The 20,873-nt window shown below is 69.4% G+C and carries 19 protein-coding genes; 13 read left to right on the top strand and 6 right to left on the bottom strand.

Features of this window, described 5'->3' with window-relative positions; genetic code table 11:
* The first annotated feature begins 93 nt into the window (after positions 1 to 93).
* The 6 genes from AB0B39_RS14355 to AB0B39_RS14330 all read left to right on the top strand — a co-directional run bounded on the left by AB0B39_RS14355 (position 94) and on the right by AB0B39_RS14330 (position 7,756).
* A complete protein-coding gene (locus AB0B39_RS14355) occupies positions 94 to 492 on the top strand; it encodes a VOC family protein (RefSeq protein ID WP_357495393.1) in 399 nt (132 codons plus the stop codon).
* Between the two features lie 262 nt (positions 493 to 754).
* Entirely contained in the window at positions 755 to 2,575 is a 1,821-nt protein-coding gene (locus AB0B39_RS14350) for an ABC transporter ATP-binding protein (RefSeq protein ID WP_357495391.1), read from the top strand.
* A gap of 5 nt (positions 2,576 to 2,580) precedes the next feature.
* Complete coding sequence (locus AB0B39_RS14345; RefSeq protein WP_357495700.1) at positions 2,581 to 4,353, top strand: ABC transporter ATP-binding protein; 1,773 nt, start codon at positions 2,581 to 2,583, stop codon at positions 4,351 to 4,353.
* A gap of 23 nt (positions 4,354 to 4,376) precedes the next feature.
* Positions 4,377 to 5,612, top strand: a complete 1,236-nt coding sequence (locus AB0B39_RS14340; RefSeq protein WP_357495389.1) for a glycosyltransferase — start codon at positions 4,377 to 4,379, stop codon at positions 5,610 to 5,612.
* Positions 5,613 to 5,660: 48 nt separating this feature from the next.
* The gene (locus AB0B39_RS14335; protein ID WP_357574515.1) at positions 5,661 to 6,938 is read left to right on the top strand and encodes a glycosyltransferase; all 1,278 of its coding nucleotides are present in this window, start codon (positions 5,661 to 5,663) and stop codon (positions 6,936 to 6,938) included.
* On the top strand, positions 6,935 to 7,756 hold the full coding sequence (locus AB0B39_RS14330; RefSeq protein WP_357574514.1) for a PIG-L family deacetylase: 822 nt from the start codon (positions 6,935 to 6,937) through the stop codon (positions 7,754 to 7,756). Before AB0B39_RS14335 ends, AB0B39_RS14330 begins: the two co-directional genes overlap by 4 nt.
* Here the strand turns inward: AB0B39_RS14330 and AB0B39_RS14325 are convergent.
* From AB0B39_RS14325 to AB0B39_RS14315, 3 genes are all read right to left on the bottom strand, one after another.
* Entirely contained in the window at positions 7,719 to 8,966 is a 1,248-nt protein-coding gene (locus AB0B39_RS14325; RefSeq protein WP_234582946.1) for a sigma-70 family RNA polymerase sigma factor, read from the bottom strand. The two genes, AB0B39_RS14330 and AB0B39_RS14325, sit on opposite strands and share 38 nt — an antisense overlap.
* Position 8,967: 1 nt before the next feature.
* On the bottom strand, positions 8,968 to 9,324 hold the full coding sequence (locus tag AB0B39_RS14320; RefSeq protein ID WP_234582944.1) for a YciI family protein: 357 nt from the start codon (positions 9,322 to 9,324) through the stop codon (positions 8,968 to 8,970).
* Between the two features lie 114 nt (positions 9,325 to 9,438).
* A complete protein-coding gene (locus AB0B39_RS14315; RefSeq protein WP_234582943.1) occupies positions 9,439 to 10,197 on the bottom strand; it encodes an LLM class F420-dependent oxidoreductase in 759 nt (252 codons plus the stop codon).
* Positions 10,198 to 10,432: 235 nt separating this feature from the next.
* Between AB0B39_RS14315 and AB0B39_RS14310 the strand changes: the two genes are divergently transcribed.
* A complete protein-coding gene (locus tag AB0B39_RS14310) occupies positions 10,433 to 11,671 on the top strand; it encodes a cytochrome P450 (protein ID WP_357495382.1) in 1,239 nt (412 codons plus the stop codon).
* 90 nt (positions 11,672 to 11,761) lie between these two features.
* On the opposite strand, the gene AB0B39_RS14305 is transcribed toward AB0B39_RS14310, so the two are convergent.
* Positions 11,762 to 12,502 carry an SDR family oxidoreductase gene (locus tag AB0B39_RS14305; RefSeq protein WP_357574513.1) on the bottom strand — a complete coding sequence of 247 codons (741 nt, stop codon included), beginning with the start codon at positions 12,500 to 12,502 and terminating at the stop codon, positions 11,762 to 11,764.
* Between the two features lie 248 nt (positions 12,503 to 12,750).
* On the opposite strand from AB0B39_RS14305, the gene AB0B39_RS14300 reads away from it, so the two are divergent.
* Positions 12,751 to 13,932, top strand: coding sequence for an acyl-CoA dehydrogenase (locus AB0B39_RS14300; RefSeq protein WP_234582939.1), 1,182 nt, complete (start codon positions 12,751 to 12,753; stop codon positions 13,930 to 13,932).
* A gap of 206 nt (positions 13,933 to 14,138) precedes the next feature.
* Positions 14,139 to 14,561, top strand: coding sequence for an SgcJ/EcaC family oxidoreductase (locus AB0B39_RS14295; protein ID WP_234582937.1), 423 nt, complete (start codon positions 14,139 to 14,141; stop codon positions 14,559 to 14,561).
* A gap of 173 nt (positions 14,562 to 14,734) precedes the next feature.
* Here AB0B39_RS14295 and AB0B39_RS14290 read toward each other — a convergent pair whose 3' ends face one another.
* Positions 14,735 to 15,400 carry a MerR family transcriptional regulator gene (locus tag AB0B39_RS14290; protein ID WP_357574512.1) on the bottom strand — a complete coding sequence of 222 codons (666 nt, stop codon included), beginning with the start codon at positions 15,398 to 15,400 and terminating at the stop codon, positions 14,735 to 14,737.
* Positions 15,401 to 16,315: 915 nt separating this feature from the next.
* On the opposite strand from AB0B39_RS14290, the gene AB0B39_RS14285 reads away from it, so the two are divergent.
* The 4 genes from AB0B39_RS14285 (at position 16,316) to AB0B39_RS14270 (ending at position 19,574) form a co-directional block, all read left to right on the top strand.
* Positions 16,316 to 17,128: a helix-turn-helix transcriptional regulator gene (locus tag AB0B39_RS14285; RefSeq protein ID WP_357574511.1), complete on the top strand. Its 813-nt coding sequence runs from the start codon at positions 16,316 to 16,318 to the stop codon at positions 17,126 to 17,128.
* A 127-nt stretch (positions 17,129 to 17,255) separates the two neighbouring features.
* A complete protein-coding gene (locus AB0B39_RS14280) occupies positions 17,256 to 18,371 on the top strand; it encodes a carboxymuconolactone decarboxylase family protein (protein WP_357574510.1) in 1,116 nt (371 codons plus the stop codon).
* Positions 18,372 to 18,480: 109 nt separating this feature from the next.
* Complete coding sequence (locus AB0B39_RS14275; protein WP_234582933.1) at positions 18,481 to 19,038, top strand: hypothetical protein; 558 nt, start codon at positions 18,481 to 18,483, stop codon at positions 19,036 to 19,038.
* Positions 19,039 to 19,040: 2 nt separating this feature from the next.
* Positions 19,041 to 19,574, top strand: a complete 534-nt coding sequence (locus AB0B39_RS14270) for a copper resistance CopC family protein (protein ID WP_357495371.1) — start codon at positions 19,041 to 19,043, stop codon at positions 19,572 to 19,574.
* A gap of 69 nt (positions 19,575 to 19,643) precedes the next feature.
* Here AB0B39_RS14270 and AB0B39_RS14265 read toward each other — a convergent pair whose 3' ends face one another.
* Positions 19,644 to 20,804, bottom strand: a complete 1,161-nt coding sequence (locus AB0B39_RS14265) for an epoxide hydrolase family protein (RefSeq protein ID WP_357495369.1) — start codon at positions 20,802 to 20,804, stop codon at positions 19,644 to 19,646.
* Positions 20,805 to 20,873 lie beyond the last annotated feature (69 nt).

Genomic DNA, 20,873 nt, shown 5'->3' with positions numbered 1-20,873 from the left:
CTCCACCACCCCACGACGCGGGGCGGGTTCGGCGTGGCGCCGAACCCGCCCCGCGTCACGTGCCAGGGCCGTCCGTCCGTGCCAGGGTGGGTCATGCCACTGAACGCACACCATCTGCGAACATCGGTCGCCGTTTCCGACATCGCGCGGGCCGTCGAGTTCTACGAGGGCAAGCTGGGGCTGGTACCGCTGTGGTCCGCGCCCAGCGCCACCATCGCCGACGGTAGCCGCATCTACGCCTCCGGTGGCGGTCCCGCCCTCAACGTGTACCAGTCGGTCACCGCCGGGAAGACCCCTGCGACGCTGGCGACGTGGTACGTCGACGACATCGACGAGATCGTCGACGAGCTGTCCTCGTCCGGCGTCGAGTTCGCCCGCTACGAGCAGATCGAACACGACCGGAAGGGGATCACCGAGCGGGCCGGCGGTGGTCGTATCGCGTGGTTCCAGGACCCGGACGGCAACACCTTCGCCATCGAAGCGGACGTCTGACCGCTGGGTGCCGCCGCGCGGGAACGGGCCCGGCTGAACTCTGACGGGCCGGAACACGGCGAGACTTCTTCAACCGTGCCGCGTTGTCCCAGGGCCGGCCGCTCCGGCCATCTTCCGTGATGGAATTCGGTCCCCGTGTCGATCTCGGCCGCTCGATGTTCGTCGAACCAGTGACAGCACCGGCGGTCGAGTAGGGAGATCGATGGACATGCGCAGCAGCCTATGGGGCCTGATATCCGCGCGTGCGAGCATCCTCCGCCTCATGCCCAGAGCGGGCTTCGGTCTCCTCGGCGCGCTCCTCCTGCTCAACCTGTTCCTCGCCGCACTGCCGATCGCGTTCGTCGTCACGTCCAGTGTGGTGTTGGGCAAGGTGCCGGGGGCCGTGGACGGCGGTCTCGACTCGACGGCGTGGCGGGAGCTGGTGCCGGTCTTCGCGGCAGCGGCCGGCATCTTCGTGTTGCAGCAGGTGTTGGCGCCGGCCCAGCTCTCGCTGGGTGAGCTGCTGGCGCGGCGGATCGACGGCACCGTGGTGGACGACGTGATGCGGGCGTCGACGCGCAGCACCGGGGTCGGGCCGATGGAGGACCAGTCGGTCCTCGCCGACCTGCGCTACGCCGCCCGCGAGCTGGAGCACGGCCTGCAGATGTGGGGGCCGGGCAGCGCCTGCGCCGGCACTCTCGCCCTGATCGCGCGGTACGGCCAACTGGTCGGTTTTACGGCCATCATCGGCGTCGTCTACTCCTGGTGGGCGGCAGTGGCGGTGGCCGTGACAGTCCTGTGGTTCCGCAACGTGCAGCGCGGCGGCCTGCGGCGCTACGCCCACGCCCGGTTCAGCCTCATGCCCCAGCAGAACAAGGTGGAGTACGTCCGCAACCTGGCCGTGCAGCCGCCGGCGGGCAAGGAGATCCGGGTCTTCGGGCTGGCGAACTGGATGGACGGCGAGATGCGGGCGTCCTACCGCGCATGGTTCGCGCCGCTGTGGGCGGCGCGGCGGCGGGTCTACCTGTGGCCCGGCGTGTGGTCCACCGGGTTCAGCCTGCTCGCCTGCGGGGCGATCTTCGCGACGATCGGCGCCACCGCGATCAACACGCTCACGCTCACCGAGTTCGTCCTGATCATGCAGGCGGCGCTTGGTGCCATCCGGCTGTCGGTGTTCTACCCGGAGGCCGACCTGGAGACCGCGATCGGCACCGAGACCCACCGGGCGGTGCGCCGGTTCGCCGACCACATCGACAGGTACACCGTGCTGGAGCCGGCCGGCTCCGGGAGCCCGGCGCCCGAGCCGGTCAGTGAGATCCACTTCGATGACGTGTCGTTCCACTATCCGGGTCAGGACCGGCCGGTGCTCGACGGACTGGACCTGCGAATCCCCGTCGGCAGCTGCACCGCGATCGTCGGGCTCAACGGCGCGGGCAAGACGACGCTGGTGAAGCTGCTTGCACGACTCTACGAGCCCGACCGCGGGGCCGTACGTCTCGACGGCGTCGACATCCGCACGTTCGAGCTGTCGCAGTGGCGGGCCCGGCTGGCCGTGATCTTCCAGGACTACCTGCGCTACGAGTTCTCCGCCGCGGACAACGTGGCGTTCGGCGCGGTGGGCTCGGCTGACGATCGGGACGGCGTCCGGGAGGCCGTGGCGGCGATGGGCCTGACCGAGGTGGTGAACTCGCTGCCCCGCGGCCTGGACACGCCGCTGGCCACACATGTCACCGGCGGGGCCGAGCTGTCGGGCGGTCAGTGGCAGCGGCTGGCGCTGGCGCGGGCCCTGTTCGCGCTGCGGCACGGCGCGTCGGTCGTGGTGCTCGACGAACCGACAGCGAGCCTCGACGTACGCGCCGAGGCGCAGTTCTTCGATCAGTTCGCGGGGCTCACCCAGGGCGCCACCACGCTGCTGATCTCCCATCGTTTCTCGACGGTGCGGCATGCCGACAAGATCGTGGTGCTGCACGACGGCCGGGTCAGCGAGGAGGGCTCGCACGACGAGTTGCTGGCCCGCAACGGGCGCTACGCCGAGCTGTTCAGGTTGCAGGCCAACCGCTTCGCCGACAACAGCGACCCGGACCGGGACGAGGTGCTGCTGTGAGCGAGATGTTCGCAGGCGTCGGCAGGCTGCTGTCCGCGGCGTGGCGGATCGACGCGCGCAAGACGGTGGTCGCCACCTTCCTCATGCTGGCCCTGGCCGCGTCGGCCGCCCTGCTCGCCGTAGCGCTCGGCGCGATGACCGACGCGGTCATCGGCGGGGACGCGACCGAGGCCGCCGTGTTGGGCGGGGTGGTGGCCCTGCTCGCCATCCTGGCGCAGTCCTCCGGCCAGTTCGCCATGGTCGCGTACTTCGAGCTGTCCGAACTCATCGAGCTGGACCTGCACCGGGAGCTGCTGGCGGTCTCCAACGGATCTGCGGGGATCGGCCATCACGAGCGCCCGGAGCAGGCCGACGAGCTCACCGTCCTGGTCCAGGACAGCGGGCAGTTCCGCAGCAGCATGGAGTCGCTGTTCCAGGCGGCGACGATGGTGCTGTCGGTCGTCCTGGGCGCGGCGATCCTGGCGTGGCAGAGCCCGTTGCTGTTGTTGCTCCCGGTGGCCGCTGCCGTGCCGTTGTTCACCGGCCGGCTGGCCGAGAGCGCCCTGGAGCGGGCCAAGACGGCGGTCGCCGAGCCGACCCGTGTCGCGCTCAACCTCTTCCAGGCCACGACCAGCGCCCGCTACGCCGGCGAGCTGCGGGTGTTCGGCGTGGAGAAGGAACTACGGCAGCGGTACGCGAGCTTGTGGCGAACCGCCACCCGTGGTCTCTACGGCGCGCACCTGAAGGCCATGGCGCTACGGGCGGCGGGTCAGGTCGTCTTCGGTCTCGCGTACGTCGGAGCGGTGTTGCTCGTCGTCCGTAACGCGATAGCCGGGCAGCAGAGCGTCGGCGAGGTGGTCCTGGTCATCGTGCTGGCCACCCAGGTCAACCAGCAGGTGACCGGCGCCGTCACGCAGTTGCAGCAACTGCAACGCCTCGCCAACACCTATCTGCGGCTGGATCGGCTGCGCGACGCGGTCGCCGGTGCCGGGTCCCCGGCCGACCAGCCCGTCCCGGACCGGCTGGTCACCGGGATCGCCTTCGAGAACGTGAGCTTCAGCTACCCGAGCGCCGATCGGCCGTCGCTGCGTGACGTCAACCTGACGTTGGCCGCCGGCAGCACGGTGGCGATCGTCGGTGAGAACGGCGCCGGCAAGACGACACTCGTCAAGCTGCTGTGTGGCTTCTACCAGCCCACGGCCGGCCGGATCCTCATCGACGGTGTCGACCTTCGACGGCTGCCCGTCGACAGGTGGCGTGAGCGGATGGCCGCAGGCTTCCAGGACTTCGTGCGGTACGAGATCCGGGCGCTCGAGGCGATAGGTGTCGGTGACGTGGCGCGGGTGTCGGACGAGGCCGCGGTCAACGAGGCGTTGGTGAAGGCCCACTCCACCGACGTCATGCGTGCCCTGCCGGACGGCTTGTCCACCCAGCTCGGCACGTCGTACGCCGAGGGCACCGAGCTGTCCGGCGGCCAGTGGCAGAAGCTCGCCCTGGGTCGGGCGCTCATGCGCGACAACCCGATGCTGCTGCTGCTCGACGAACCCACGTCGGCCCTCGATCCGCAGGCCGAACACGAGCTGTTCGAGCGCTACGCGGAACACGCGAGGCGTACCAGCGCGCAGACCGGCGCCGTCACGGTGTTGATCTCGCACCGCTTCTCCACGGCACGGATGGCAGACAAGATCATCGTGGTCGGCGACGGGCAACTGCTCGAGGTCGGAGACCACGACACCCTGATGCGCGCCGGCGGCTCCTACGCCGAGATGTTCGCCATCCAGGCCAAGGCATACCGCTGACACGACCACGCGAGGAGAGAACCATGGGCCACCGGATCCGGGTATCCGTCATCATCGCGACCTACAACTCGGCCGACCTGCTGGCCGACACACTGCGCTACCTCGTCCGGCAGACCATCCCCACCAACGAGTTCGAGGTGATCGTCGGCGACGACGGGTCGAGCGACAACACCGCCGAGGTGGTGCGGTCCTTCGCCGACAAACTCCAGGTCAAGTACGTCTTCCAGGAGGACCGGGGATTCCGGGCCGCCGCCGCGCGCAACGCCGCGGCCCGGCTCGCCGCCGGCGCGCTGCTCATCACTCTCGACACCGGCTCGATGGTGGGTCCGGATTTCCTCGCCGCGCACCTGGCCGCCCACGAGGGCGGCGAGTCGCGGCGGGCGGTGATCGGCCTCAGCTACGGCTACAACCCCGAGGTGCCGACGGCGCGGGTGGACGAGCTTCTCGCGCAGATGCTCCCGGAGACGGCTGTGGAGCGGTTCCGCGACCTTCCCGAATTCCAGGACGTCCGCCAGTCCTACTTGACCGACTGCGAGATGGACCTGAGCAGGAGGTTGGTGGCCTGGCAGGCCTTCTGGACGTTGAACGCGTCGGTGCGGACCGACGACTTCCGCCGGGTCGGTGGCTTCGAGGAGAAGTTCGAGGGCTGGGGCGGCGAGGACATGGAGCTGGCGCTTCGGCTGCTGCGCGCCGGCCTGACGATCGAGGTCGCGCCGGAGGCATGGGTAGTGGTGGCGCCGCACGAGCGCGACCACAAGGCCAACTTCGACGCGCTCTTCGTGAACATGCGGATGTTCCTGAGCAAGTTCCCGGAGCCGATTGTCGAGATGGGCCTGGGCGTGATGATCGACAAGGGGGAGTTCTGGCACTGGGAGCAGACGTACCGTGAGCTTCTCGACTGGCAGCAGCAGGCCGGCGGCCTGAGCGTCGCCGACGAGATAGCCAAGGCCCTGGCGGACGTGCCGGACGATGAGTCGGTAGCCATCGTCGGATGCGGCGCCGAGCTGCCCGCGACGCTTACCAGCGCGGTCCTCGTCGACTTCGATGACCAGCTCCTCGACCGTGCCGTGCGGTCGGGGGACCACAGCGGCTACCACGCCGTCGGGCTGCACACGCTGCTGGCCGACGACAGCGTCGACACGGTCATCATCACCTCCCGGATGGCCGGCCTCTGGGGCACCTGGAGTGCGGAGATCCTGGCCGAGGCCGACCGGATCGGCAGGCGCACCATCTCGTACGCCGGCCCGGCGACCTCGTGAACACGTAGGCCAGTTCGAACGGCTGAACCGACCATGCGAAGGAGAACCATGGGCCACCGGCGGCGGGCATCCGTCATCATCGCGACCTACAACTCAGCTGACCTGCTGTCGGAGACCCTCCGGCAGCTCGCCCGGCAGACGATTCCCACCGACGACTTCGAGGTGATCGTCGGCGATGACGGGTCCACCGATCACACCGCGGAGGTGGTGCGGTCCTACGCCGACCTGTTGCACATCAAGTACTTCCACCAGGAGGACCGGGGGTTCCGGGTCGCGTCCGCCCGGAACGGCGCGGCCCGGATGGCGGTCGGCGCACTGCTGGTCATCCTCGACACCGGCTCGATGGTGGGTCCGGATTTCCTCGCCGCGCACCTGGCCGCCCACGGGGGCGGCGAGTCGCGGCGGGCCGTGGTGGGGCCCAGCTACGGCTACAACCCCGACGTGCCGATGGTGGGGGTGGACGAACTCCTCGCCCAGCTGCCGCCCGAGCTGGTGGTGGAGCGCTACCGCCACCTACCGGAGTTCCAGGACGTCCGTCAGCCCTACTTCGTCGGCTGCGACATGGACCTGAGGAAACGGTCGATTCCCTGGCAGGCCTTCTGGACCGGAAACTGTTCGATCCGGATGGACGACTTCCGCCGGGTCGGCGCGTTCGAGGAACGATTCCAGGGCTGGGGCGGCGAGGACATGGAGCTGGGATTCCGGCTGCACCGCGCCGGCCTGACGATCGAGCTCGCGACGGAGGCGTGGGCGGTCGTCGCGCCGCACGACCGCGACCACAAGGCCAACTTCGACGAGCTGTTCGCCAACATGCGGTTGTTCCTGAGCAAGTTCCCCGAGCCCGCTGTCGAGATGGGTCTGGCCGTGATGGTGGAAAAGGGGGAGTTCTGGCAGTGGGAGCCGATGTACCTGGAGCTCCTCGACTGGCAGCAGCGGGCGCGGGGTCTGAGCGTCTCCGACGAGATCGCCGACGCCCTGATGGACGTGCCCGACGGTGAGGCGGTCACCATCATCGGGTGCGGCGGCGAGCTGCCCGCGTCGCTGACCGGCGCGACAGTCGTCGACTTCGATCACGAACTCCTCGAACGCGCCGTCCGCTCGGGTGACCACAGCGGCTACCACGCCCTCGGGCTGGCGACGACGCTGAGCGACGACAGCGCCGGCACTGTCGTCATCACCTCCCGGATGGCGGGCCTCTGGGCCACCTGGGGCCCAGAGATCCTGGCCGAGGCCGGCCGGATCGGCCGGCGGACGATCTCGTACGCCAGCCCGGTCACCTCGCCCGCACATTCGCAGGAAATCCACTTCGAAGGGAGAGCCGCATGACAACCCTTGTCGTGTCACCGCATCTCGATGACGCGGTGCTGTCCTACGGCGGCCACCTCGTCCAGTTGGCCGGCGCCGGCGAACACGTCGTCGTCTACACGGTGTTCGCCGGCAGTCCCACGCCGCCGTACTCACCGATCGCTGCCACCTTCCACGACCAGTGGGCGATCGTCGGTGATCCCGTGGCGGCGCGGCGCGACGAGAACGACGCGGCCCTCGCCGCGCTCGGCATCGACCCGCCGTACCTGTGCGGCCCGTTCCTCGACTCGATCTACCGCAGGAACGCGCAGGGCGGATGGGTGATCGACGACGAGAACCCGATGGACCACCACGCCGACGACGAGGACGACCTGGTCGCCGCCGTAGCCGCCGACATCGAGCGGGTGATCGGGGAGTTCTCGACCGACCGGGTCGTCACGTGCGCGGCCGTCGGCAATCACGTCGACCACCGGCGTACCCGCGACTCCGTCCTCGCCGCGGTGGCCAGGACGGGCTCACCGCTGTCGCTCTGGGACGACTTCCCCTACCTCGCGTGGCCGGGGGTCAACGTGATGCCGCCGCTGCCGGCGGGCGTGCGGGTGGCGGAGCCGGTGGCCGTCGCGGTCAGTGACACCGACTGGGCTCGCAAGCTCCGCGCGGTAGGTGCCTACGCGAGCCAGATCGCGATGCTGGAGAGCGGTGGCCAGACCATGAGCGAGCAGTACGCCGACGACTGCGCGAACCGCCGTGGCCAGTACGGGGTCGACGGATTCTACGAGACCGTCCGAGAGGTGCTGGCGGTCACAGATTCCGCTCCACTTCGGTCAGCCGCTCGCTGAGGAACGCGCGCTCGACGTCGTTGTCGGTGAGGGTCAGCGCCTCCTCGTAGGCCGTCCGGGCCTGCGACCACCGCCCCAGTTGGCGGAGGAAGTCGGCCCGGGCGGCACTGAGATATCCGTACGTGGCCAGGGCCGGGTCGGCGAGCAGGGGGTTCAGCGCGTCGAGCCCGGCCCGGGGGCCGTCGCGCAGCCCGACCGCGACGGCACGGTTGAGATCGACCACGGGCGAGGGCCAGAGCCGGAACAGGGCGTCGTAGAGCCGCACGATCTGGGCCCAGTCGGTCTCCCTCCAGCTCGGTGCCTCGGCGTGCACTGCGGCTATCGCGGCCTCCAGGGCGTACCGCGTCGGTGGCCGCCGGCGTAGCGCGTCGGCCACCAACGACCGGCCCTCGGCGATGAGCTGCCGGTCCCAGCGCGAGCGATCCTGCTCCGACAGCAGCACCAGGCGCCCGTCCGCGGACATGCGGGTGTCCTGGCGCGAGGCGTTGAGCAGCAGCAGCGCGAGAAGCGCGCTGATCTCGGCGTTGGTCGGCATGAGCAGATGCAGCATGCGGGCCAGGCTGATCGCGCTCTCCACCAGATCCTGCCGAACCAACTGGGCGCCCAGCGGTGCCGTGTGCCCGGTGGTGAAGATCAGGTGGACGACCTCGAGGACGGCGCTGACCCGCTCCTCAAGCTGGTCCGGGCCGGGCACGCGGTATGGAATGCGGGCCGCCGCGATCTTCTTCTTGGCCCGGGTGATCCGGGCTGCCATGGTCGCCGGCTGCACCAGGAACGCGCGCGCCACCTCGGGGGTGGAGAGCCCGCAGACCAGGCGCAGCGTCAGGGCGACCTGCGCCTCCCGGGCCAGGGCGGGGTGCGAGCAGGTGAAGATGAGGCGCAGCCGGTCGTCGACCAGGCCGTCCTCGGGCCCGGGAGTGGTCTCGTCGGCGACGAGCAGCGGCATCTTGCGACGGAACACGGACTCGCGGCGCAGGACGTCGCGGGCCCGGTTGCGCGCGATGGTGGTCAACCAGGCGCCCGGTCGATCGGGGACGCCGGTCTCCGTCCAGGTCTCCAGGGCCTGTGCGAACGCGTCCTGCGTGCACTCCTCGGCGAGGTCGAGGTCGCGGGTCAGATGGGCCGTGGTGCTGAACACCTGGGCCCAGTCGCGGCGGTGCGCCTGGGCGACCGCCGCGACGACCTCGTCTTTCGTCCGTGGATCGGCCACGTCAGCCGTGGTCGACCACCGGGCGGATCTCCACACCACTGTGCGAAGCGTGCACCTCGGGTAGCAGCGTCGCCATCGACAGAACCTCGTCCAGGTCGGTCGCCTCGATCAGGTAGTAGCCGCCGAGTGCTTCCTTGGTCTCCAGGAACGGACCGTCGGTCGTCTGGATCTGACCTGCCGGGTCCGAGCGCAGCGTGGTGGCCGTGGCCGTCAGCTCCAGCTGCTGGCCGTCGATGATCTGCGTGCCGGCCTTGGCGGCGAACGCCTCGTGCGCCGCGTCGTGCGCCTTCCACTGCTCGTCGGTCATCGCGTCCCACTGCTGGGGGTCGCCGTAGATGAGGATCATGTACTTGGCCATATCTCAGGTCCTGTCGTGTGCCGGCCCCCACGGTGGTGGCCTCTACATTACGACGGGTCGCGCGGGCGGTAGATCGACAGCAGCGCCGAAAATCTGGGCCGCGCCTACCGGCGTTCAGTCCATCGCGTGTGCGAGCAGGCGGTCCAGGGGCTCGAGGTCGAACGGGGTGTCCAGGCCGAGGATGACGTGGGTGGCGCCGGCCTTGAGGTAGGCGTCGACCTCGTCGACCTCAGCCGTCTCGATCATCGTGGTGCGCTCGATCTCGGCGGGGTCGCGGCCCTGCTCGGCGCACCAGCGGTCGAGGACGGCGCTCTTGTGGGCGAAGCGCTCGGCCGAACCGAAGTCGTTCCACATGTCCGCGTACCGGGCCACGATGCGCAGGGTCACCTTCTCGCCGCCGCCGCCGATCAGCAGCGGCACCCGTGCCGCCGTCGGGACCAGCGCGGCCAGGCGGGACCGCACGGTCCGCACGCCGTCCTCCAGCGCCCGCAGCCGCTCGCCGGCGCTGCCGAACCGGTAGCCGAACTCGGTGTAGTCCCGCTCGAACCAGCCGGCGCCCAGACCCAGGATCACGCGACCGTCGCTGATCTGGTCGACGGTGCCCGCCATGGCCGCGAGCAGGTCGGGGTTGCGGTAGCTGTTGCACGTCACGAGCGAGCCGAACCGGACGCGCCGGGTGTCGGCGGCGAGCGCGGCCAGCGTGGTCCAGCACTCGTAGTTCGCGCCGTCCGGGTCGCCGTAGAGCGGATAGAAGTGGTCCCAGGTCCAGACGGTGTCCACACCGAGCTCCTCCGCCGCACGCCAACCCTCGCGTAGCTGGGCCATCTCGCAGTGCTGCGGCTTGAAGAGCACCCCGACCTTGAATCGAGCCATGACCGTCTCCTCTGGATTTACGCGTTATCGAGTCGAGGATGCCCGCCACGACCCCGCAAAACCTCTTCAAAATTGCTGTTCCGACGCCATGAAGGCACACGCGGAGTGGATTTCCGCGCTCGGCAATTGAGAAGAAATATGGAGCCGGGGAGGTCATTAGGTTCAGCGGCAGATTCCGTTCTTCGCACCACCGGATTCCTGCCCGGTGCCGTGCACCGAACCATGGAGGCCCGCGATGGGTAAATGCCCGATCATGCTCGATCCTGAGGGACGTGACATTCATGCCGAGGCTGCCCGGATCCGCGCCGAGGGCCCGGTCACCCTCGTCGAGGTTCCCGGCGGCTACCACGCCTGGTGCGTCACGACGTACGACATTGGCAAGAAGCTGCTCGCCGGTGACCAGCTCTCCAAGAACGCGAAGGAGGACTGGCCCCCGTTCGTGCGCGGCGAGGTGCCGCACGACTGGGAGCTCATCACCTGGGTGGCGATGGACAACCTGACCGTCCGGGACGGCGCCGACCACGACCGGCTGCGCAAGCTGGTGTCGCACGCCTTCACGCCGCGCGAGGTCGAGAAGGCCCGCCCCCGCGTCGAGTCGATCGTGCAGCGGCTGCTGGACGACATGGAGGCCAGCACCCGACCGGGTGAGACCGTCGACATCAAGGGCCAGTTCACGTACGCGCTGACCGCCACACTCATCTGCGACCTCTTCGGCGTGCCGGAGGAGGTGCGGGAGGAGGCGCTCAAGGGCACCAAGCAGAACAGCCTGACCAACCACACCGGCGAGATGGCGGCGGCGAACCTCGACCAGTGGCACGACGCCATGTCCAAGCTCGCCGCCCGCCGCCGTCAGGACCCGGGGGACGACCTCACCAGCGTCCTGATCGCCGCCACCGAGGACGGCGAGACGCTCTCCAACGAGGAGCTGATCGGGAGCCTGCACGTCCTGCTCGGCGCGGGCTCGGAGACGTTGAGCAACGTTTTGGCCCACTGCATCATCGACCTGAGCACCCACCGCGACCAGCTGGAGTTGATCCGCACCGGGCAGTACACCTGGATGGACGCCTTCGACGAGGCCGTCCGCAAGGACGCCGCCGTCGCCCAGCTGCCCTTCCGCTACGCGAAGGAGGACATCGACGTCGCCGGCGTCCACATCGCCAAGGGCGACCTGGTCCTGATCGCGTACGCCGGAATCGGCCGGGACCCGGCGCTGCACGGCGACACCGCCAACGACTTCGACATCACCCGGGCGGACAAGACGAACCTGTCCTTCGGGCACGGCGAGCACTACTGCCTGGGACGACCGCTGGCCACGATGCAGTCGATGGTGGCCCTGCCGGCCCTCTTCGAGCGCTTTCCCGACCTGACCCTGGCCGTGCCGCGCGAGGAACTGCCTCCACAGGGCTCGTTCATCATGAACGGCTACGACCGGGTGCCGATGTACCTCACCGCCGCGGTCCCCGCGGTCGCCTGAGCCCCGTGCCGACCGTCATGGCGGTGGCCACCACGATGGTGGCCACCGCCATGCGTACGTCTGGTGGCTCCGAAGCGGTCCCGCGCGGGCTCAGGGCAGTCGCGCCAGGCCGGCGCCGGTCAGCAGATGCACGGTGCCGGACGGGTCCGGGTCGCCGCCGAGCCGCAGGAAGGCCGCACCCGCCGCCTCCGGCGTCAGCACCGGACGCATGGGCTCGACGAACGTCTCGGGCGGGACGCCGGCGCGCTCGGCGTACGCGTCGACAGCCGCCCGACCGAGGCCGGTCTCCGGAGTGAGCTGCGGCAGCACCGTGTGGAACGTGATGTCCAGCCCGGCGCGCGCGGCCTCCTGGGCCGCGTAGTCGGCCAGGAAGCGTACTGTCGCCTTGCCTCCGGCGTAGCCGCCGCTGAGCACGGAGCCCTTCAGCGCGGCGCCGCTGCTGGTCACGATGACCCGGCTGCCGGGCGCCAGGGGCTGGCGCAACACCTGCCGCAGCCAGAGGAACGCGATGCGCACGTCGGTGTTCCAGGGGGTGGAGAACGTCTCCCAGGTCTGCTCCGCCAGCGGCCGTAGCTCGGGTGCGGCGCCGGCCACCAGGGCGAGGACGTCCGGCGGGTTCCGGCGGAGCACGTCGAGACTGGCCGGGTCGGTGGCGTCCGCGTCGACGAGGCTCAGGGTGCGGTGCGCGTCGGCCAGGGCGGCAAGCGGTGCGGTGTCCCGCGACAGGGCGGTCACCGTCGCGCCCGCCGCCACGAACGCCTCGGTCACCCCGCGGCCGAGGCCACGGCTCGCGCCGACCACGAGCACCTTCCGATCGGACCAGTAACTCATCTCGCCCACCATTCATGATGCCGTCGGTCAATTGGTCACCGTAAAGCTACGATCCTGGTCGAGCCCGATCTTCTTTCAGAATGCGCGGTTCCGCACGACGCTCTGATTTGTCTTTTCCGACCGCCGCCCAGGGGTTAACGTGACTTCCTGAATTCCCGGCAACGACCTTCAGCGCTTCATGCAGCCGCCCATTTGCGCCATCCGCTTCCCGGCGGGGGTGCGATGGGGCCGTACCAGGAGGAGACCCCGTGCAGACAACCGAGACGTCACACCGAACCGATCTGACGAAGAGGGCGGCCGACATCGTCCCGGTGCTCCGGAAGAATTCGTTGTGGCAGGAGGAGAACCGCCGGCTCGCCGACGAGAGCGTCGAGGCGATGACGGCTGCCGGAATCTTCCGGATGCGTACCGCGGCGCGTTTCGGCGGGTACGAGGCGGACGCCCACACGCTGCTGGACGTCGGCATCGAGCTGGGTCGCGGCGATGGCGCCGCGGCGTTCGACGTCGCCGCCTGGTGGATCACCTCGTGGAACGTCGGCCTGTTCCCGGACGAGGTGCAGGACGAGATCTTCGCGGACCCGGACGCCCGGATCAGTGGGACGCTGGCGCTCAACGGCACCGGCGTCCCCAAGGACGGCGGCATCGTGGTCAACGGTGAGTGGGCGTTCAACAGTGGCGCCGCGCACAGCGGGTGGAAGCTGCTCTCCACCCTGCTCATCCCGTCCGACGGCGAGCCCGAGCCGGTGATGGCCGTGGTGCCGATGAGCGCGCTGCGCATAGTGGACGACTGGCACGTCTCCGCGCTGTCCGGCACCGGCAGCGTCCGGGCCGTCGCGGAGGATGTCTTCGTGCCCGGCGCCAACGTCATGCGGATCGCCGCGTTCACCGCCGGCGAGTACGCGTCCGAGCGCAACCGGGACCTGCCGATGTTCCAGTCGCCGCTGGTCGCGGCGGTAGCGGCGTCGACCTCCGGCAAGATGATCGGCATGGCTCGTGCCGCCCAGGAGCAGTTCTACGCCCGGATCAACGAGCGGCCCATCTCCAACACCAACTACGAGCGTCAGGCGGACGCGCCGATCACGCACCTGCAGGCGGCCGACGCCGCCCTCAAGATCGACGAAGCCGAGGGGCACGCGCGCAGGCTCGCCACGCTGGTGGACGAGCGCGGTCTGACCCGGGAGCCGTGGACGATCCGCGATCGCGCGTACGCCCGTGCCGTGGCCGGTCGTGTGCCGCAGCTGACCGCCGAGGCTGTCGACATCCTGGCGGGCGCCTGTGGCGCGTCGTCCATCTACACGAGCGAGCCGATCCAGCGGATCCGGCGCGACGTCCGCGCGGTCACCCTGCACGCCCTGCATCTGCCGACGACCACCATGGAGCTCTACGGCCGGGTGCTGTGCGGCCTGGAGCCCAACACGTTCTTCATCTGACCGCTCCACCAGCTCGCGGATGTCCACCGATACGTCGGTGGGCATCCGCGCGCCTGTATCCGGGTGCTTCCGGCCTGGCCGCCGGCACTTCTCGGACGTTGCGCCCTGCCGACCCGGCGCACGCTGGAAGACGCCAGGACCGCGCGGAGCCGGCCACGATGGTCATCAGTTGCCATCAATGGACAACCGACGGAAGTGGGTAGCAGATGACCACCAACACGACGGCTCCGGTCCTGGACGGATCGGACCAGGCGGCGATCGGCGCGGTCTCGGCCCGGATGGTGAAGGCCTGGGCGGCACACGACGCCGACGCCTTTGCCGACCTGTTCGTCGAGGACGGCACGCTCATCCTGCCGGGCGTGTACGTCAAGGGCCGCGCGGCCATTCGCGACTACATGGCGGACGCCTACCAGGGCGTGTACGCCGGCACGACAGTCACCGGGAAGCCGATCGACCTCAAGCCCCTCGGGCCCGGCGCGGTCGCGCTGGTGACCGTCGGCGGGGTGATCGCGGCCGGCAGCACCGAGCTGGCCGCCGCGGACGCCATCCGGGCCTCGTGGATCCTCGTCAAGCGGGACGACGACTGGGTGCTCTCGGTCTACCAGAACTGCCCGCGTGACCCAGCCTGAGTAGCCAGTTCCGAGGGCCGGCCAGATGGCCGGCCCTCACGCGTCAGCTGCGGCGGCACAGGCACAGTCACTGTGCTCTGCCGCGGCTGACCGCGTCGGGTGATCGGGCGGGCGCCGCCCCCCCTCGCGGCCCGTCCCGGTCTGGTCGACCCGTGCGCCTCAGCTTCGGGGTGTCAGGAGCGTTCGCCGTCGTCGGCCGTGCCCTGGTTGGCCGGCACGAGGCCGAATCGCCGGGACAGGTGATGCTGCTGCCCGAGCTGGCGCATCGCCGCGAACGCCTGGTGCAGCAGAACGTTGCGGGCGAGGGCCTCGATGCGCGCCGTGCGGTCGTTCTCGATCCGACTTACCTCGTGCCGGGCGAGCCGGTCAGCCGCCTCTCGGTAGACGTCGAGAAAGTCCGGATCGCAGTCGCAGCCCAGGCGCCGCATCGCGGCGAGCGCGAGGGTGAGGTGTGAGCGGGCGGCGGCGTCCGGGTCGATCTCCCAGCCGGACGCCTCGATGATGCGGTTCGCGTCGACCCGGGCGAGCTCGAGGCTCTCGTCCTCCTCGACGACGGTGTCCTTGCCCGCCATCGACACCTGGTTGAGCACCTCGAACAGCTCGATCGACGACAGGTGCTCCTCCTCGGCGGCGATCAGGAGCCGTCGCACCGACGTGAGGTCGAGTTCACCGATGGAGGTGAATATCTTGATCAGCCGAAGGCGTCGCAGGTGATTCTTGTTGTAAAGTGCCTGGTTGCGCCCCGTGGGTTCGCCGGGTGGGAGCAGGCGCTCGCGCAGGTAGAACTTGATCGTCCCGACCGGCACCCCGGACTGCCGGCTCAGGTCAGATATTCGCATCGTGGCTCCCCGTGATCAACGTTTCAGGCCCATGGATCGCGACGCTCGGCGAACTGTGGCTGCGCCGCGGAAATAACGCGGTCGTTGCGGCGTCGCTGCCGGCGGAGGTCGTCGTGGCTGTCCTGGGCTGGTGCGGACCGAGAAGCACGGGTGATCCGCTCCTTCCGAGCGTGGTGCCGGATGCGCAATCGAGATGGCTGATGGTCGCGCCGTCCGATAGGAGACTAGGAGACTCGGAGATACTTCGGCAACCCTTAATTGCCACACAAACACTGTTAGTAACCAAAGGCGGCCAGCCAATCACGTCCGTCACAGGCCGTGAACGGATGAGGGCGACCGCGTCCGCGAGCCACACCCGTTGTCGCGGTTGACTGCACAAATAGAACTGTCCACCATGAAAGCCCTGCCTGCGGCACGTAACTGAGGGTTCATCGCCATGCTGATCACGTTTCCGGCTTGTGTCGTCGCCGGGTATCGTCGGGGAAGTCGACCGATGGCGGCAGGGGCCGGACCGGCCTGCTGGCAGCCGGCCAGCGTCCGTCACCGCCAGCTGTCGAAGACCGACCGCGTGCGCTGCGAGCAGTGCCAATGATGATCAGTTCCAGTCATCCGTCGGCGGATCGCGGCCGGCTGGGCAGGTCTGGGCCGCCTCGGTCGCAGCGTGTGCATGTATCGGCGATAGACGCTATCTATATCCAGTAGCGCCAATATCTGCCGCTTCTTCACGATTGCGTCGCACGCTCACCCAGGGTTGATTGCCGACGTGCTGTCGGTTAGTGTTGCCATAAGTCGAGAGATCATCGGCGTCAATGACCGCACTGTTCCGGCTTTTATATTCAATTGTCAGGTAGGCGCGCAGATATCTGACTGCCACGAGTTGAATAGTTTCAGCGGAACAGCACCTGGGGGAGTGTCATGAAAGACGTTTCTGAGCAAGCGGTGCTGCGCGCAGTCGCAGCGATGCACGACCGCATGGGTGAACAGTTAACTGTCGATGACATGGCTCGCGCCGCAATGTTCAGCAAATTCCACTTCACTCGCATCTTCCGGCGGGTGACGGGTGTGTCGCCGGCGCGCTTCCTCTCGGCGCTGCGCCTCCAGCGGGCGAAGGACCTGCTCATCACCACCTCGATGAACGTCGCCGACATCAGCGTCCGCGTGGGGTACAACAGCGTCGGTACGTTCAGTTGGCGGTTCAGCCGTAGCGTCGGTATGTCGCCCACTGCGTTCCGTCGACATGCCGGCTACACGCAGTCTATCCACCCGCACTTTGAGTGGCGCTCCGGGCGATCGCCGAGCGGCCAAGTGTCATGCCAGGTCCGTCTCGCCGAGGAGCATGACCATCCGCTTATTTTCGTCGGTCTGTTCAGTGGCCGTATTCCGGAGGGACGGCCGGCGCGGTGCGCCGTTCTGCAGCAACCCGGCTCGGTCCACTTCGACGCGGTTCCTCTGGGCTCCTGGTACCTGTTGGCCCAGGCGGTGTCCGCCGGTGCGGACGGTGCCGAGCAGCGAGCCGACGTGGCCGATCGTGCCGTGTCGGTGGCGACGTACGGTCCGATCACCGTCCGTGCCGACTCGAAGGTCACCGCGAGCATGGTGCTGCGGCGTAGCAGCGCACTGGATCCGCCGGTGCTGCTCGCCCTGCTCGACGCGCGTAAGTACGCGCTGAGTCAGGCCCAGCATGGCGGTACTACCGCGGTGCGGGGCCGGGTGGGCGCGGCCGCCTGAGGGCGTCGCCCCGCGGGGCGGGAAGCCACCAGGCCCGGCGGTGGATGCTCCGATGCGCGAGGCGCGCGGGCACCGGCGGGCCGACAGACGGCGAGAGCAATCGGCGAATCTGACGCGGGAGGTTCTGATGGTCGCGAGACGGGTTGCTTCCTCGGTCGCTCAGAAGCACGTCAGATTCCTCACCGTCGTGCCCGCCGCGACGGCGCGCGGACTCGTCGCGGCGGTGTATCGCCAGGTCGCCGAGGAATTCCAGATCGTGGTGCCGCCGGCGTTGCTGCACTCGCCGTCCGACGACGTCCTGGCCGCCTACTGGGCCCTCACCCGGGAGCCGCTGTTGCCGGCCGGCGCGGTGGACCGCGCGGTCAAGGAAGCGGTCGCGGCCACGGTCTCGGTGGCCAACACCTGTCCCTACTGTGCCGATCTGCACGTGGCGGGCCTCTTCGAACTCTCCGACGAGCGCGATGCCGAGGCGATCGCCGCGGACCGGCCGGACGAGATCGTCGACCTCCGCGTACGACGCGTCGTGGAGTGGGCGCGCGGCGCGCACCGTGCCGACGGTCCGCCGCTGCCATCGGACGTGTCCGAAGTGGAGCGCGCGGAGCTGGTCGGGGTAGTGGTGGGCTTCCACTACCTGAGCCGCGTGGTCAACGTCTTTCTCGCCAACTCGCTGCTGCCGCAGGGTCTCGGCCCGCGGGCGCGGCGCCGGCTCAATCAGGGGCTCGGCCGGGTGCTCCGGCCGACCCTGCGAGGACAGCACGTCGCCGGCCGCGCCACCCGCCTGCTCGACGCCGCGCCGCCGACCTCGGACGTCAGCTGGGCCTCGGGCAGCCCGCGCATCGCAGACGCGGTGGCGCGCTCCTACCGGGTCTTCGAGGTCGCCGGGCAGCGCTCGCTCGACCTCGAGGTCCGCAGCCTCGTGCTGACCCGGCTCGACGGGTGGGCCGGGGAGGATGCCGGCCTCAGCACCCGCTGGTGCGAGGAGCTGATCGAGCCGCTGACCGCACCGCAGCGGGCGGCGGCACGCCTCGCGCTGCTCACCGCGTTCGCCTCCTACCGGGCGGGCCCCGAGGTCGTCGAGGACTTCCGCCGCCATCACCCGGCGGACGCCACGCTTGTCGACGTGGCCGCCTGGGCCAGCTTCGCCGCAGCCCGTCGGATCGGTGTCCGGCAGAGCGCACACGAGGAGAAGAACGACGGGCGTCCCCGGCGTGACAATGGCGCTGTCGTGCCTCACGAGTCGTGAAAGGCGCGGACGAAGAGCCAACGCCGGTGAGAACCAGTGTCGTTTCTCGTTGGCCCCGTGCTGCGGCGATGCGGCGCGTGAATCGAACCCCCCGGAATAGGAGAACCGAATGGCGGTCGCACCGGTTCGCACACTCAACCAGGCCCATCACCGGGCAGCGCTCGGCGGATTCCTGGTGATCACGCTCGCGCACTGGGCCGAGCACCTGGTTCAGGCGTACCAGATCTGGGTGCTCGGTTGGGCCCGTCCCCAGGCCCGCGGCGTGCTCGGGCAGTTCCTCCCGTGGCTGGTGACCTCGGAATGGATGCACTACGGGTACGCGCTGGTCATGTTGGTCGGCCTGTTCCTGCTCCGCCCCGGCTTCGTCGGCCGGGCCCGGACCTGGTGGACTGTCGCCCTGGCGATCCAGTTCTGGCACCACATCGAGCACTTCCTGCTGCTGTTGCAGGCGCAGACGCACCACAACTTCTTCGGCGCGGCGGTGCCGACCAGCGTCCTGCAACTGATCTATCCGCGGGTCGAACTGCACCTGTTCTACAACTCGGTCGTGTTCCTGCCGATGATCATCGGAATGTATCTGCACCTGCGCCCGAACGATCGGGAACTGGAGCAGACGCACTGCAACTGCGTGCAGACGCAGGCGCACCCGAGCGTCGTAGCGGCCTGACGGTGTCCCGTCGGACCCGCCTGCTCATCGCCGCCGTGCTGGTCCTGCTGCCACTGGGTTGGCTCGTCGCGGTCACCTACCGCGCTCCGGCGGTACGCCTCATGGGCAGCTCGCCCGCTGACGCGCAGAGCCTGACGACGGCACCGGGCGAGGCACGACTGAACCTGTCGGCGGCTGCCGACCCCGCGCTGTCACACCTCTCGGTGGTCGACAGCGCGGGGCGGCGGGTGGACTCCGGTGCGGTGACAGCCGGGCCGGGCGACGTCCTGCGCGTGCCCGTCCGGATCCCGGCCAACGGCACCTACACGGTCGTCTACCACGTCATCGGCGTCGCCGGCGGGCAGACCAGCGGCGTCATCCGCTTCGCCGTCGGCACCCAGGCGTCCGGCGCCGCGCCCGCCGACATCCACGCGGCGCACGAGCACGGCGTCGACCCGCTCAGCGCGGTACTTCTTTTGCTCAACTTCGCCACTGTCGTCGTCCTGGCGGTCCTGCTCGTCCGCCGACCAGCGCCGCGCCGCGTACCTCCGCGGTAGCGCCGCCGTCGACGAGCCGCATGGCGAAGGCCCCGGATGCCGAGACATCCGGGGCCTTCGTCGTGCGGTTCAGCTGCGCAGGGTCGCCACGAACGAGCGCAGGTCACCGACCAGCAGGTCCGGCTGCTCCATGGCGGCGAAGTGGCCACCCCGCTCGAACTCGGTCCACTGGACGATGTTCGTGAAGCCCCGCTCGGCGAAGCGCCGGACGGGCTGCCCGGGGTCGCGGGGGAAGATCGCCACGCCCAGGGGCACCGGCAGGGGCGGCGGGGGCGGCGGGGGAGTCTTGGCGATGGGCAGCAGCTCGGCGTTGTCGTAGTAGAAGTGGGCAGACGACGCGCCGGCGCCGGTCAGCCAGTACAGCATCACGTTGGTGAGGATCCGGTCGCGGTCGATCGCCTCTTCGGGGGCCTTGGTCGAGTCGCTCCACTCGTGCAGCTTCTCGACGATCCAGGCGAGCTGGCCCACCGGCGAGTCGTTCAGGGCGTACGCCAGCGTCTGCGGCCGGGTGGCCTGGATCTTCATGTACCCGGACTGGTCGTCGACGTAGTTCATCAACAGCCCCAGCCGGCCCCCCTCGACCTCGGTCAGCCCGGCCAGGTCGGCGGGGTCGCCCGAGGGCGGCGTCGGCAGGAAGTTCACGTGCGCGCCGATGACGTGCTCGTGGTCGAGGCCCGCCAACACCAGGCTGATCCAGGCGCCGAAGTCGCCGCCCTGGACGACGTACCGCTCGTAGCCCAGGCCGGCCATCAGTTCCGCCCAGGCGGCGGCGACCCGCGGCATGGTCCAGCCCGGACCGCTGGGGGGCCCGGAGAACCCGAAGCCCGGAATGGTGGGAATGACCAGGTGGCACGCGGTCGCGGGATCGCCGCCGTGGGCGCGCGGATCGGTGAGCGGCCCGATGATGTCGGTGAACTCGGCGAACGAACCGGGCCATCCGTGCGTGATGATCATGGGAGTGGCGTCCGGCTCGGGGGAGCGCACGTGCAGAAAGTGCACTGTGGTGCCGCCGACCTCGGTGGTGAACTGCGGGAAGGAGTTGAGCCGGGTCTCGGCGGCACGCCAGTCGTAGCCGGTTCGCCAGTACTCCACCAATTCGCGCAGGTAGGTCGCCGGCACGCCCCGGCTCCAGTCCTCGGCGGGCGAGTCGGCAGGCCAGCGCGTGTCGGCGAGACGGCGGCGCAGGTCGTCCACGTCGGCCTGCGGAATGTCGATCCGGAACGGTTTCATGCGGCAATCCTCACTCGATGAGGGAACGGAACGCTATTCCTCGCGACAAGGGGCATCGCGGCGGCGTCC

Source organism: Micromonospora sp. NPDC049114 (genome assembly GCF_040648635.1).
In the GTDB taxonomy this organism is placed as follows: Bacteria; Actinomycetota; Actinomycetes; order Mycobacteriales; family Micromonosporaceae; genus Micromonospora.
This window is presented reverse-complemented; position numbering and strand designations above follow the sequence as displayed.